Origin of the sequence: Pseudochrobactrum sp. sp1633 (assembly GCF_030376605.1) — a bacterium.
Taxonomy (GTDB): domain Bacteria; phylum Pseudomonadota; class Alphaproteobacteria; order Rhizobiales; family Rhizobiaceae; genus Pseudochrobactrum.
The window spans coordinates 23,754-37,377 of the sequence record NZ_JARRAE010000017.1 but is presented as its reverse complement, the minus strand read 5'-3'; the positions used below and the strand labels follow the sequence as shown (position 1 = coordinate 37,377).

General features: G+C 50.5%; 12 protein-coding genes. 9 read left to right on the top strand and 3 right to left on the bottom strand.

Features of this window, described 5'->3' with window-relative positions; all coding sequences use genetic code 11:
* Positions 1-21: 21 nt before the first annotated feature.
* The 8 genes from tmk to P8H26_RS15295 all read left to right on the top strand — a co-directional run bounded on the left by tmk (position 22) and on the right by P8H26_RS15295 (position 9,511).
* Positions 22-675 carry a dTMP kinase gene (gene tmk, locus P8H26_RS15330; RefSeq protein WP_289634046.1) on the top strand — a complete coding sequence of 218 codons (654 nt, stop codon included), beginning with the start codon at positions 22-24 and terminating at the stop codon, positions 673-675.
* The gene (locus P8H26_RS15325; protein ID WP_289634045.1) at positions 668-1,741 is read left to right on the top strand and encodes a DNA polymerase III subunit delta'; all 1,074 of its coding nucleotides are present in this window, start codon (positions 668-670) and stop codon (positions 1,739-1,741) included. The genes tmk and P8H26_RS15325 overlap by 8 nt, the downstream gene beginning before the upstream one ends.
* A 215-nt stretch (positions 1,742-1,956) precedes the next feature.
* A complete protein-coding gene (gene metG / locus P8H26_RS15320; protein WP_289634044.1) occupies positions 1,957-3,495 on the top strand; it encodes a methionine--tRNA ligase in 1,539 nt (512 codons plus the stop codon).
* Positions 3,496-3,669: 174 nt separating this feature from the next.
* Positions 3,670-4,446, top strand: coding sequence for a TatD family hydrolase (locus P8H26_RS15315; protein WP_289634043.1), 777 nt, complete (start codon positions 3,670-3,672; stop codon positions 4,444-4,446).
* A gap of 93 nt (positions 4,447-4,539) precedes the next feature.
* The gene (locus tag P8H26_RS15310) at positions 4,540-5,364 is read left to right on the top strand and encodes an MBL fold metallo-hydrolase (RefSeq protein WP_289634042.1); all 825 of its coding nucleotides are present in this window, start codon (positions 4,540-4,542) and stop codon (positions 5,362-5,364) included.
* Positions 5,365-5,517: 153 nt separating this feature from the next.
* Entirely contained in the window at positions 5,518-6,537 is a 1,020-nt protein-coding gene (locus P8H26_RS15305) for a histone deacetylase family protein (RefSeq protein ID WP_289634041.1), read from the top strand.
* Positions 6,538-6,829: 292 nt separating this feature from the next.
* A complete protein-coding gene (locus P8H26_RS15300; protein WP_289634040.1) occupies positions 6,830-8,581 on the top strand; it encodes an amidohydrolase in 1,752 nt (583 codons plus the stop codon).
* Between the two features lie 612 nt (positions 8,582-9,193).
* On the top strand, positions 9,194-9,511 hold the full coding sequence (locus tag P8H26_RS15295; RefSeq protein WP_289634039.1) for a WYL domain-containing protein: 318 nt from the start codon (positions 9,194-9,196) through the stop codon (positions 9,509-9,511).
* A gap of 84 nt (positions 9,512-9,595) precedes the next feature.
* Here P8H26_RS15295 and P8H26_RS15290 read toward each other — a convergent pair whose 3' ends face one another.
* From P8H26_RS15290 to cml, 3 genes are all read right to left on the bottom strand, one after another.
* Positions 9,596-10,288 carry a glutathione S-transferase gene (locus tag P8H26_RS15290; RefSeq protein ID WP_289634038.1) on the bottom strand — a complete coding sequence of 231 codons (693 nt, stop codon included), beginning with the start codon at positions 10,286-10,288 and terminating at the stop codon, positions 9,596-9,598.
* Positions 10,289-10,412: 124 nt separating this feature from the next.
* Positions 10,413-10,817 (bottom strand): cytochrome c family protein, encoded by a 405-nt coding sequence (locus P8H26_RS15285; protein ID WP_289634037.1) that lies wholly within the window; start codon positions 10,815-10,817, stop codon positions 10,413-10,415.
* 112 nt (positions 10,818-10,929) lie between these two features.
* Positions 10,930-12,147 (bottom strand): CmlA/FloR family chloramphenicol efflux MFS transporter, encoded by a 1,218-nt coding sequence (gene cml, locus P8H26_RS15280; protein WP_289634036.1) that lies wholly within the window; start codon positions 12,145-12,147, stop codon positions 10,930-10,932.
* Positions 12,148-12,661: 514 nt separating this feature from the next.
* On the opposite strand from cml, the gene P8H26_RS15275 reads away from it, so the two are divergent.
* Positions 12,662-13,330: a protein-L-isoaspartate O-methyltransferase gene (locus P8H26_RS15275; protein WP_289634035.1), complete on the top strand. Its 669-nt coding sequence runs from the start codon at positions 12,662-12,664 to the stop codon at positions 13,328-13,330.
* Positions 13,331-13,624: the final 294 nt, after the last annotated feature.

Here is a 13,624-nt window from a genome sequence, read left to right as displayed (position 1 = left end):
CAGCTTAGGAAAATCAGAGCTTTGTCAGGATTATTGATCACATTTGAAGGCGGAGAAGGCGCGGGTAAAACCACGCAAATCTCAGGCTTGGCTGATCACCTGCGTGTACGCGGCTTTGATGTGATTGTTACGCGCGAGCCCGGAGGTTCGGCAGGGGCTGAAGCTGTGCGTCATGTGATTTTGAGCGGTGCCGCTGAGGCCTATGGCCCTGCGATGGAAGCCCTGCTTTTTGCTGCCGCCCGCAGTGATCATGTTGACCAAAAAATCCGCCCTGCGATTGAAGCCGGACAGATTGTTCTCTGTGATCGTTTTATTGATTCAAGTCGTGTTTATCAGGGCATCAGCGGCAATCTTGACCCGCAATTCATGCAGGCGGTTGAGCGCATCGCGATTGACGGTACCATGCCTGATCTGACTTTCATTCTCGATATTCCGGCAGATAAAGGCTTGGCGCGGGCTGGTCTGCGCCGCGGGAATGAGGCGGCTGACCGCTTTGAAAAAGAAACCATTGCCACGCATGAAGCACGCCGGCAGGCTTTTCTTGGCATCGCAGCCGAGGAACCGCAGCGCTGCAAAGTGATTGATGCAGACCGTTCGGTCGCAGAGATCAGTGCAGAAATTTCCGCGCTGACAGACAATTTGCTGAATAGCCGTGAGGGATATGCTCATGGCTGAACAGGCACCAAACAGCACTTATGATGAAATTCAAGGTGTTGCGGCACCTAATGTTGCAAGTTTTTTAACTGCCCATGAAGATGTGCGCGGATTTTTGGCGCAGGCCTATCAGGAAGGCCGCATGCATCATGCGCTGCTGTTTGAAGGCTTGCAGGGAATTGGCAAGGCGACAACCGGCTTTCATCTGGCAGGCCATATGCTGCAATATCCGCAAGGCGCGTCCGCGCCGCTGCAACTGGCCGTGCCTGAGTTGGATAAAGCGCCATATCGCCAGATTTCACAGGGCATGCATCCGGCACTGCTGCATATTACGCGACCGTTTGATGCCAAGACCGGCAAATACCGCACGGCAATTACCGTCGAGGAAATTCGTCGTATTACGCATTTCTTGAGCCGCACTTCCGGTGACGGCGCATGGCGTATCATTATTATCGACCCTGCGGATGATATGAACCGCAATGCTGCCAATGCGTTGCTGAAAACGCTGGAAGAACCGCCTGCGCGGGCATTGTTTATTCTGATTTCGCACTCTTCCGGTCGTTTGCTGCCAACCATCCGCTCCCGTTGCCAGTCGCTGGCGTTTAAACCGCTGAATGATGCGGAACTGAAACGCGCGCTGGATGTTGCAGGCAAAGATGTTGGTATTGATGTGCAGGATCAGGCTTATTTCGCGGCACTCAGTGCGCGGGCTGAAGGTTCTGTGCGCAAAGCTTTGTTGCTGGTGGCGCACGGCGGGCTGGAAATCACCGATACAGTGGATGCCGTGCTGAGCGGCAATCATTTTGATCTGCCAAAAGCGCAGGCTCTGGCCGCCGTGTTAGGTGGACGTGAAGCCGAGGTTCAGAACCAGCTTTTCCTCGAATATCTGCTGGATAAAGCCGCCAGTCAGGCGCTTGGGCTTGCCGAGCAAGGGCAGGTGGTTCAGGCCAGTCAGTGGTCGCAATTCTGGGATGATCTGCGCCGCGAGGCAATGGAAACGGAAAGCTATAATCTCGACCGCAAGCAGGCGGCGCTGATCATGATGGAAAAGATGCATCGTGCAATGCGCAGCGGCATGCCAGTCTGAGGCTTGAGACTGGCTGATGCCGCCGAGCGAGCCGGTCACTGCAAGAATACCGGAAACCGGTATTCACAGGATCACAAAACCGCATAAACAAGCATGAGTTTCTGAATTAGATGCATTTAGTGCTGACTTCGCGACAAACATGCGATATGCCGGTTTTATCAGTTATCATCATATTGACTTCATGAGATAAAATATCTCGACAAGACGGATCCGACATGAGCCGCGAAAAATTTTATATCACCACCCCGATCTTCTATCCGAACGGTACGCCGCATATCGGTCATGCTTATACATCGATTGCTACCGATGCTATGGCGCGCTTTCAGCGCCTTGACGGCAAAGAAGTGCTGTTCCTGACCGGTACAGACGAGCATGGTCTGAAAATGCAGCAGACTGCCGAGAAAGAAGGCATTACGCCGCTGGAACTGGCCGATAAAAACTCTGCGGTTTTCCGCGAAATGCTGGAAAAGATCGGATCAAGCCACGACCAGTTCATCCGCACCACGGAAGAGCGCCATTACAAAGCCTGTCAGGAAATCTGGGAGCGCATGGTCGCTAACGGCGATATCTATCTCGACAGCTATGCCGGCTGGTATTCGGTTCGTCAGGAAGCCTATTTCGACGAGAGCGAAACCACTGTCGGTGAAGATGGCGTACGCCGCGAGCCGATCGGCTCGCCGGTAGAATGGCATGAAGAAGAAAGCTATTTCTTCCGCTTATCAAAATATCAGGAACCGCTGATTGAATATTTTGAAAAGCACCCGCAATTTGTCGGCCCGTCTGAGCGCCGCAATGAAGTGCTGAGCTTCATCAAATCGGGCCTGCGCGATCTGTCCGTTTCCCGCACGACCTTTGATTGGGGTGTGCCGGTTCCGGGCAATGATAAGCATGTGATGTATGTTTGGGTCGATGCGCTGACTAACTATCTCACTGCTATCGGCTATCCTGATATGGATGCGGAGAAGGCACAGTTCTGGCCAGCCTCTGCCCATATTCTGGGTAAAGATATTGTGCGCTTCCATGCGGTTTACTGGCCTGCATTCCTGATGTCTGCCGGTCTGCCTCTGCCGGAACGTGTTTTCGCGCACGGCTTCCTGTTTAACCGTGGCGAGAAAATGTCGAAATCGGTCGGCAATGTGATCGATCCGTTCGCCTTTATCGACCGCTATGGTCTGGATCAGGTGCGCTATTTCTTCCTGCGTGAAGTGCCTTTCGGTCAGGACGGCAGCTACAACCACGAAGCGATTGTCAACCGCACCAATGCTGATCTGGCCAATGATCTGGGCAATCTTGCACAGCGCTCGCTGTCGATGATCGCTAAGAACTGCGAGGGTAAAGTGCCGGAAAAAGCCAACTTCCATGAGGAAGATACGGCTATTCTGAAACTGGCTGAAGAAGCGATTGAACTTGCCCGCAATGCGATGAAGGTTCAGGCTATTCATCAGGCGCTGGCAGCAATTTTCAACGTGGTTTCCGAAGCTAACCGTTATTTCGCAGCTCAGGAGCCTTGGGCTTTGCGTAAAACCGATCCGGTACGCATGGGCACAGTATTGTATACGACTGCAGAAGTGCTGCGCCGCGTTGCGATCATGACTCAGGCCTATATCCCGACATCTTCAGCCAAACTGCTGAATATTCTGGGTGTTGCAGACGATAAACGCAGCTTCGCTGATCTTGGCGACGTGCTGATCAGCGGTGCGGAACTGCCTGCACCGGAGCCGATCTTCCCGCGTTATGTGGAAACCGAAGAGTAATATCTTATATCAGATACGGGCGAATTATCGCCCGTATCATTTTCCCCGTATAGAGCATTTCCATTCGTTCTTATCAGAACGGAAATGCTCTATGCCTTTATTTTACGCGCATCTTATCCGAAAACCGCTAACACTTTTCGGGATGCGCTTATGAGCGCGGGCAGGACTTTTATTATGCTTGTAGACAGCCATTGCCATCTCGATTTCGTTGATTTTGCCGAAGAGCGTGATGCGATTATTCAACGTGCTCTCGATGCCGGTGTAGAGAAGATGATTACCATCTGCACCCGCGTTAAGAAGTTTGACCAAATCCTCGCTCTCGCAGAAAGCTATGATCAGGTTTATTGCTCGGTCGGCACGCATCCGAATAATGCGCATGAGGAACTGGATGTAACGGCTGATGAACTGGTGCGTCTGGCACAGCATCCGAAAGTTGTGGCAATCGGTGAGGCAGGGCTGGATTATCATTATGATTATTCAACGCCGGAAGCTCAGCGCCAAGGTCTGCTGACACATATTGAGGCGTCGCGCCGCACGCAATTGCCGCTTGTGATCCATGCACGCAGTGCTGATGAGGATATGGCGGCATTGCTGCGCGAAGAAACCGCGAAAGGCGCGTTTCCGTTCATTCTGCATTGCTTCTCATCCGGCATTGAGCTGGCACGCACTGGCGTTGAGCTGGGCGGCTACGTGTCTTTCTCAGGCATTATCACGTTCAAAAACTCTGCTGAAATTCGTGAAGCTGCTAAAATCGTGCCGCATGACCGGCTGCTGGTGGAGACCGATGCACCATATCTGGCACCGATGCCACATCGCGGCAAACGCAATGAGCCGTCTTATGTTGCACATACAGCTGCGGTTCTGGCAGATGTGATTGGTGTGAGTGATGCAGATATCCGCCGGATTACCGGTGAAAATGTGCTACGCCTGTTCACTAAAATATCGCGCTGAGCTAGATAATACCTTAAGGCGTTGTGTCAGAAAAATTACATAACATTCTGATATATAATTACTAAAGCTGAAATTTTATGAGCGGATCGGCACATGTCTGACTTTTATCGCTTTACGGTTCTGGGTTGCGGTTCATCTCCGGGTGTGCCGCGTCCGAATGGCGATTGGGGCAAGTGCGATCCGGCTAATCCTAAGAACCGCCGCCGCCGCGCTTCACTCATGGTGGAGCGTGTCAGTCCTGATGGTACGACGCGGGTAGTGATTGATACGGGACCGGATTTTCGGGCGCAGATTATTGATGCGCTTGAGGGCAAGGCAGACAATCATCTTGATGCGGCGATCTATACCCATCCGCATGCCGACCACATTCACGGTATTGATGATCTGCGCAGCTTTGTGTTGGACAGTAAAAAGCTGATGCCGATCTATGCCAACCGGCTGACGCTCAACCGGCTCTATGAGGCCTTCGGTTATTGTTTTGCAACGCCTTATGGCTCGAGCTATCCGCCCATTCTCAAAGCGCATGAAATTGGCAACACCGAGAGCTTCACCATTAACGGGGCAGGCGGCGCTATTCGCTTTCAGGCCATGCCGATGGTGCATGGTGATATTACCAATCTCGGTTTTCGCATTGAGAATGTGGCCTATTGCTCAGACGTGAATGCTTTTCCGTCTGAAACAGCCGCTTGTCTGGAAAGTCTGGACATTCTGCTGATTGATGCTTTGCAATATAAGCCGCATCCGAGCCATTTCAGTCTTGATGAAGCGCTGGAATGGATTGCACGTTTGCAACCACAGCGCGCAGTTCTTACCCATATGCATGTACCGCTGGATTATGATGTGCTGCGCGAAGTATTACCTGCCGGTGTGGAGCCTGCCTATGACGGTATGGTGCTGGAGATTGCGGCCAGATACTGAGTATAATTCCGGTTTTTAATTTGCCTGTCAGTCACTTGTTTTAATTTGCAATTTAGCAATCCTGTCCGTAACTTCCTGTCGTGCAGATATTTTCAGGAGGCCATATTGATCAATATGGTGAAAATATTTGCAGCATGGGAAGGAAACTGACGAATGAAATTTACCTTTGCTGAGCCTCAGCGCGCGCATAATCCGGCTATGTTTCTCTCTGCCGGTGCCCGCAAGCCTAATCCGGAAGTGCCTGAGCGCATACAGCGGCTTTTAACCGGTGCGAATGATGCCGGACTTTCAATGATTGCAGCGCAGGATCATGGTTTGGCGCCTGTCAGCGCTGTGCATACACCTGAATATCTGGAATTTCTGGAGACGATTTACGGTCAATGGCAGATGATCAGCGGTGCGTCTGATGAGGTCACTCCGAATATCCATCCGAACCGCCGCGATTTCTCCTATCCGACATCGCCTGTCGGGCGTGCGGGTTATCATATGGCTGATACGGCTTGCCCGATTGCGGCCGATACATGGAATTCTGCCTATTGGAGCGCGCAGACGGCGATTGAAGCCGCAAAGCTGGTGCAGAATGGTGAGCCTGCTGCCTATGCGCTGTGCCGCCCGCCCGGACATCACGCCTATGCCGATATGGCAGGTGGATTTTGCTTCCTGAATAATTCAGCCATTGCCGCGCAGGTTCTGCGTGAGAGCCATGATCGCGTGGTTATTCTCGATGTGGACTTGCATCACGGTAACGGCACGCAGGGGATTTTCTACCACCGCGCCGATGTGATGACAGTTTCTATCCATGTTGATCCGGCAGTTTTCTATCCGTTTTTCTGGGGGCATGCCTCGGAGCGCGGTGAGGGTGCGGGGCTTGGTTATAATTACAACCTGCCTTTGGCGCGCGGTTCCGGCAATCAGGAATTCTTGGATGCGCTGGATCTGGCGCTGGATCGTATCCGTGCCTATCGCCCGGGTGCTTTGGTGGTAGCGCTTGGTCTTGATGCCTCCGAGCATGATCCGTTTGGCGGCTTTACCGTTAATGAGCAGGGTTTCACAAGCATTGCGCAGAAATGTGCAAGCCTGCAATTGCCAACGGTAATTGTGCAGGAAGGCGGTTATATCTGCGATCAGTTGGGCGGAAATCTCACGCATTTTCTGCGCGGTTTTGGCGGCTGAGAACCTTCTTTTGCGGGTTAAGCAGGCAGGCAGCATAAAGTCTGCCTGCTTTTAATAGCGATGATAAAATAATTATAAGATTGTAGTCAGTGTAAAGAAATATGTTTAAACGGTGCTGATTTTGTGTATATTTTTCAAATATCAATGCAGATATATTTTCATAATTATTAAATAAGAACACAGATAATTCTTCATTTTAGTTTCATTTTTATGGAAGATGCTGCATTTTTAATTTATTCCGTAAACTAAACAGCGCTGAGAAATTAACTCTTTCTAATAAGGGAAGTATCCGATGTGTTTAGCCTGCAATCCCGGTGTTACAGCAATTCTTAAAAACGCCGCATCAAGGCGTAATTTCCTGAAATATATGGGCGTGGCGGCTACATCTGTTTTTGCTGCTTCTGTATTGGAGAGTGAAAGAGCGTTGGCTGCATCCCCCGCGCAAGGCCCCGCCGATATCATTTTCAAAGGCGGCACGATCCTGACGATGAATACGGCAACGCCCCGCGCTGAGGCTGTTGCTATTCGCGGCGATACTATTCTGGGTGTCGGAACATCTGATGAGATGCAGGCTCTAAGCGGTGCCGATACGCGCATTGTTGATCTTAACGGGCGCACATTAATGCCGGGTCTGATTGATCCGCATATGCACACGACTTTTGTTGTGCTGGATGACTGGATTGATGTCAGCCCGATGGCGACTCCGACTTTCGCTGATGTGTGGACGCAATTACGGGATGGTGTAAGCAAAGCAAAGTCCGGCGATTGGGTGCGGGCGAAAAATTTTGATCCGAGCATCACGCAAAATGCCCGTCCGCCGACATTGGCGGAGCTGGATGCGCTGGCGCCTGATAATCCGTTCTTCATGATCGAGAGCAACGGTCATATTGCCTATGCGAATAGTGTGGCAATGAAACTTGCCGGTGTTTCAGAGGCGACGAAAGACCCTTCCGGTGCCAGATTTGACCGTGATCTGAACGGAAAACTCAGTGGCAGGCTGGAAGAGAGCGCGGCACAGGAACCATTTATTGCCAAGATGCCTCAGCCGACAGCACAGGAAATACAAAAGCGCATTCGCAAATTGTTTGACCATGCCGCATCTGTTGGCTGCACCAGTATGCATGATTGCAGTATCGGCATGTTATCCGGTGTCAATGATATTGCTCTTCTCGATGCCGTAATGGCGGATAATCCGCCGATACGCTATCGCGGTATGCTGATTTCTACGTTGATGGATGAATGGGACAAGCTTGGTATCAAGCCCGGTCATGGCAATGATATCTTCCGTATTGATGGAGTTAAGGCCTGGGCGGATGGTTCCAATCAGGCAGAAACCGGCTACCAGCGTGAGAATTATCTTGGTAAAAATGATCGCGGCACACTGAATTACAGCCTTGAACAAATCACGGAAGTGATACGGCGCGCACATGAGGGCGGCTGGCAGGTTGGTGTGCATGCCAATGGCGATGCGGCGATTGATACCGTGATTGAGGCCTATCAGACTGTGTTGCAAGGCTCGGCACCGAATGATCTGCGCCACCGGATTGAGCATTGCAGTATCCTGCATCCCGAGCAGATGGAGAAGATGGTACGGCTGGGTCTGTCACCATCTTTCCTGATCGGCCATGTGCGGTGGTGGGGCAAGGCTTTTCGTGATCGTATTCTGGGGCCGGATCGTGCAAAATATTACGACCCTTGTGCCTCTGCTCTGGCGGCAGGCTTGCGGATTTCGCTGCATTCCGATTGGAGTGTAACGCCGATTGAGCCTCTGCGTTATGTGCAGGATGCTGTTGCCCGCGTGATGAATGAGGGTGGCGGTGTGTTCTTCTCGGACGAGTGCATCCCCGCAGAGGCCGCATTGCGTGCTGTGACTATTGATGCCGCTTGGCATTGCCATATGGACGATAAGGTTGGCAGTATTGAAACCGGAAAATATGCGGATTTTGCAATTCTGGAGCAAGACCCGACCAGTGGTGTGAAAGATATCGGCAAGATCAAAGTGAGCGAAACATGGATGGCAGGCAAGCAGCGCTATGCAGCCTGAATATCTATGAAATACACATTTCCGGTCTGATTGATGTGTCCTCATTTCTCTTGCATTGCTGAGATATGATGCAGGATCGAATAAGTTCAAAGCCTCTGTGTCGCGGGTGATATCACCCACTGCATAGGGGCTTTTTGTATGGATCAGTCTTGTTTCTAGCTGCTAAGGTCTTATGGTGAGAGTATTAACGTGCTCAAATCACCTTGCTTGATCCGTTGCGATTATCCGGCGCTTCTTAGGCTGAGTAGAGGGCATAATATACTGCGGCAGGTTCCGTAAGTGAGTGGCATTCAGTGCTGTTTGGAGTGTTGCGGACTCAGTTGATGCAGGTGATCGATAGCATCGCTAAGAAATTTCGTGATGTTTTGAGAAAATCTCAAATATTGAACGAAAAATTTTTTTATACTTAAACTATTAGTATAAAAACAATAAGTTCCAAAGCCTTATGATTTAATTAGATTGATCTAATTGAATTATTTTATTTTTCAATTATTTAATTTAGTTATATTTTATTTAAATCTGGACTGCGACTATAGTCGTAAACCCTGCGGTTTTTATTGAAATACGTCACAACTTCTGTCATTGGCACCGTGAAAGCGGGAGGGGTACCGCATGTTGGCATTTCCAATGCTCTGCGAAGCAATCCGACAGAGAAGACAAGTTCGTTTTATTTATCAGTCTTTCCGCTGGATAGCGGAGCCATATCTGGTTGGTTATTCGGCGCATGGTGACATGGTGCTGAACGGCTGGGTTGTGGCACATCGCCGTGAGAGCGGCTGGCAACAATTTCATGTGCCGCTTATTTCGAATGTGACTTTATCTCAAAAGCGTTTTTTGCGCGCCAGACCGGATTATGATCCTTATGACAAGTCTGTCGCGCAGGTGATATGGCGATTTGAGAACATTAATCAGTCTTTTGAGCTTGAGTAATATTCCGGCAATAAGGGTATTTTCTGCGCTGAAATTTTATGAGGCAGTGATCATCAACGGATAGCTGCCTCATAGCCTCATCAATCATACGGCTCTGAGATCCTTAACCCAAGGTCCTGCTGCGCGTGCATCTACTTCATGCGGTTCATCGCGCCAGACTTCAGCAAGGCTTGCATTATACCAGTCCTGCATTGCCGGAAGGCTTCGCAGGAATGCGGCATAGCGATCAGCTTTTTCACCGAGTTTTATGTCGTAAGTCTGAAAGCGGAAAGCAACCGGTGCGAAGAATGCATCCACAACGCTGAACTTGGCACCAGCCAGAAACGGCCCGCCAAATGTGCTGAGCCCTTCATTCCAGAGTTCTTCAATACGGCTGATATCACGAAGCAAAGCCTGTTCCATTCTTGTGCTGACATCAATGCGCAGGCCGATATTATTGGTGCAGATTGACCGCAAAGTATGAAAGCCGGAATGCATTTCCGCCGTAGCGCAACGTGCCCAGGCTTTGGCTTTTTTATCTGAAGGCCAGACATGTGGGTGATCGTCTGCAACATATTCGGTGATGCCGAGTGAATCCCAGGCCACGAGTACCGAGCCGTCATTTTGTTTATCCGCAAGGCAGGGAACCTGCGCCGTCGGGGAGGGATTTTGATCCCATTCAGCGCTGCCGAAAGGGATCAGTACTTCTTTAAAAGGAATATCCAGCTGTTTCATGAGGAGCCACGGTCTGAGTGACCATGAGGAGTAATTCTTGTTCGCAATGTATAAAGTGTACATGAGATGCCGTCCTGATGCTGATGTATCAGTCATTTCACGAAATATCAGATCGGAACAGAGGGAAATGATGTTTTTTGCAGAGCGGTTTACGTTCGGGTTAGATCGCAGCGCTTACTCTAACGCTCTAGTCTTCAGCAGGTTTCATTTGGGACTGCTCTCTGAGATAGGCTGTTAAATCGTCAATCTGCCCCTCCCAAAGCCCCCAGAAACGCATTGATGTGCCTGGAATCATTGTTTTCGGTGAGGTGAGAAAGGCTTTCAGATTTTTCTCATCCCAGATCAGGCCGGTTTTTCCGGCCTCAGTCATGGCAGGAGAATATTGAAACCCCTCAACAGAGCCCGCTTTGCGCCCCAGCAGCTGCATCAGATGCGGACCCATCCTGTTGGTCGGTTGCTCTAATATATGGCATGAGCGGCATTTGAGATAGATTTTAGCACCGGCCACCGCATCACCCTCCGCCTGAGCTGGTATGAGCACCTGGCTGGTCAAAGAAAGAGTGAGCATGGAAATAATGAGCAGGCGGCGCATGAATATCTGTCATCTGGATTACAGGGTCGGGATGATTTACGTTGTATCAGACCGCACTGCAATATGGCGCCGGCAATGCAAACATAACCGGCACCACATTCTTTTCGTGGGGCTATTCAGAACGGCCCAGTGTCAAAGCAAGCGTGACCAAGGCCGAAACTATGCAGAAAACCGACAGCGGCCATATTGTATCTCCACCCAAAAGCAGCACGGCTGCGGTTCCGGCAATGCTGACAATCAGACTCTCGATGCAGTAATAGATGGCAGTGGCCAGCCCTGCAAAGCTGCCAAAAGACCTGAGCGCACCATTTGCTGTTACGGAGCAGGTGAGGGAGATGCCCGCAGCCACAATCCACATTGGCATGATTAAAGTTGCAACGGACGCGGTTGTGACGACCGGCAATACCAGCAGGACAATGCCGCCAAGCATAATCAATCCCATCCCGCGTCGCAAAGTGCCAAGCAATCCCCACCATTGCGTATAAAGGCCTGCAAAGCGGCTAAATCCGACCATCACAAGGGCAACCGTTGCAAAGTAAAGGCTGAAACTGACAGAGGATAAGCCAAGCCCGTCGATTAACAGGCGCGGCGCAGTGGAGAAATATACAAAAAACGAGCCGAGCGCCGTGCTGAAGCCGGTTGTATATATCCAGAACTGCCGGTTGGTCAGGATCGAGCGGATTTTTCCTCGTGATACTGTATCGGAGCTTATGCGTGTTTCCGGCCAGCGCCATGCTGCATGCAGGCCGGAAAGTGCACCTAACGCTGCCAGCATCCAAAAGAGACTGCGCCAGCCGAACTGAGCATCCAGCAATGCTCCGGCAAGAGGGGCAAGTGCAGGCACGAATGCAAGCATCGAGCCGAACAAGCCATAAATGACTGCACTTTCCGGACGCTCAGCATAGACATCACGCACTGTAGCGAAAGTAGCAACGAGAACTGCCGCACCGCCTGCCGCTTGCAGAAGCCGCAGTGTAAGAAACACAAAGGCAGTGTCTGTTGTGGCCAGCCCTGCGGAAGCGCAGGTAAACAGAAATGCGCCGCCAAGCAGAACCGGCCTGCGGCCAAACTTGTCAGACAGCGGTCCGAAGAGTAGTTGTCCGGCACCGAGCACAACCATGTAGAGGCTGAGTGTCAGCTGTATCATGTCAGGGCTGGTTTGCAGCGCCGCGGACATCTGCGGCACAACCGGCAGATAAATATCCATCCCCAGAGAGGCCAGCAGATCAAACGGCGCCATGAGAAAGAGGGCTGCTGCTAGGCTGAAGCGCCATTGTGCCGGCAGACTTCCCTCTGCAGGTCGCAGTGATTTATTTTTAATGAAAGACATAATGAATCCACGCTAAAAAGGCGTGCATCCAGCTTTAAAAGCCGCGCCGCAGACTATGATTGTCCGGCGGGATAATATTTCTGAATGTTACGCCGCAAGTTTTCTCAGATGATAAACATTGCGGCTGTGCGAGTTGCGGATTTCATTGTAACCTCTTTTTACAGGGGAATTCATAGGGCTTTGTTCCGGAATTGTCAAAACGCGCAAGGAGCCATAACAGCTCAAATCAGCCTGCTGATGCCCTGAGCACCCGTAGTGAAAAACGTAATTGTGACCACTTTGGCTATCATGCGGCACTATGAGCGCGGTAAGAATGGTGGTCTTTGATTGACTGCGCGGTGTATTTTTGCCAAATCAGCGAAAATGATTTTCATAGTCATGCAGGCTCAGTTCTGTAAATATGGCTGTGTTTAATGCAAAATGTTGCAGCATTTCCGGTTTTTGGGCTGGTCTATGCGGCAATGTGAAATTGAGATTGTTACGTGCGTCAAACGCACAGGAAAGGTTTAGGGCTATGACAGCCGATTTCCGCGAGCTTCGTGTTAATATGGTTGATACGCAGATTCGCACGACGGATGTGACGGATCTTGCTGTTCTGGATGCTTTTCTGGCAGTTCCGCGTGAAGAGTTTGTGCCTGCCCATCGTCGTGAGCTGGCATATATTGATGAAGATCAGATTCTGGCTGAAACACCGGAAGGTACACGCTACCTGATGGAGCCATCGCCTGCTGCGCGTCTGGTTCAGCTTGCATCCGTCAAAAAGCAGGACGTGGTTCTGGATGTCGGTTGCGGCACCGGTTATCTCGCTGCTGTGCTGTCCCAGCTTGCAAGTTCTGTAATCGCTCTGGAAAGCAATGCTGATTTTATCGCACAGGCTTCAGAAAAACTGCAGGCACTTGGTTGTGACAATGTTGTGGTTGTCAGTGGTGAACTGACTGCCGGTTACGCCAAGGAAGCCCCATTTGATGTCATTATCATTGAAGGTGCAGTAGATTTCGTGCCGGAAGCGCTTCAGGCTCAGCTTAAAGACGGTGGTCGTCTGGTGGCGATTGAAGGGCAGGGCAATATGGGCGTTGCTCATATTTACGTTAAAGAAGACGGTATTGTTTCGCGCCGCGGCGTTTTCAACGCTGCCGTTAAACTGCTGCCGGGTTTCCGTCACGCTGCCGAATTCGTATTCTGATACGAGAAAAATAGCATTCAAAAGCCTGTCACGGACCTTCCGTGGCAGGCTTTTTGTTTATGAACGATATTTTCACTTAAAATCTCTGCGCAAACTGATATTGTCTGCAATGTTGGAAAGCACTATTTTGTGTCTGCCGCTCAAGAAACTGTAAAAATTATGGCAGACTGATAATTGTTGTTTTAGCAACAATAACAATTTGTTTATTAATGAATTAAGCTGACGGGTGGAAAATCCGGTTTTTACCCGTTATTAGCAAATGCCCGAATGTGCTTGGGAATTTTGATTCGAATT

Excerpts from the sequence above, each read along its gene's own strand:
- P8H26_RS15325 (WP_289634045.1), top strand. The coding sequence starts at position 668 with ATGGCTGAACAGGCACCAAACAGCACTTATGATGAAATTCAAGGTGTT.
- metG (WP_289634044.1), top strand. The coding sequence starts at position 1,957 with ATGAGCCGCGAAAAATTTTATATCACCACCCCGATCTTCTATCCGAAC.
- P8H26_RS15315 (WP_289634043.1), top strand. The coding sequence starts at position 3,670 with ATGCTTGTAGACAGCCATTGCCATCTCGATTTCGTTGATTTTGCCGAA.
- P8H26_RS15310 (WP_289634042.1), top strand. The coding sequence starts at position 4,540 with ATGTCTGACTTTTATCGCTTTACGGTTCTGGGTTGCGGTTCATCTCCG.
- P8H26_RS15305 (WP_289634041.1), top strand. The coding sequence starts at position 5,518 with ATGAAATTTACCTTTGCTGAGCCTCAGCGCGCGCATAATCCGGCTATG.
- P8H26_RS15300 (WP_289634040.1), top strand. The coding sequence starts at position 6,830 with ATGTGTTTAGCCTGCAATCCCGGTGTTACAGCAATTCTTAAAAACGCC.
- P8H26_RS15295 (WP_289634039.1), top strand. The coding sequence starts at position 9,194 with ATGTTGGCATTTCCAATGCTCTGCGAAGCAATCCGACAGAGAAGACAA.
- P8H26_RS15290 (WP_289634038.1), bottom strand. The coding sequence starts at position 10,288 with ATGTACACTTTATACATTGCGAACAAGAATTACTCCTCATGGTCACTC.
- P8H26_RS15285 (WP_289634037.1), bottom strand. The coding sequence starts at position 10,817 with ATGCGCCGCCTGCTCATTATTTCCATGCTCACTCTTTCTTTGACCAGC.
- cml (WP_289634036.1), bottom strand. The coding sequence starts at position 12,147 with ATGTCTTTCATTAAAAATAAATCACTGCGACCTGCAGAGGGAAGTCTG.
- P8H26_RS15275 (WP_289634035.1), top strand. The coding sequence starts at position 12,662 with ATGACAGCCGATTTCCGCGAGCTTCGTGTTAATATGGTTGATACGCAG.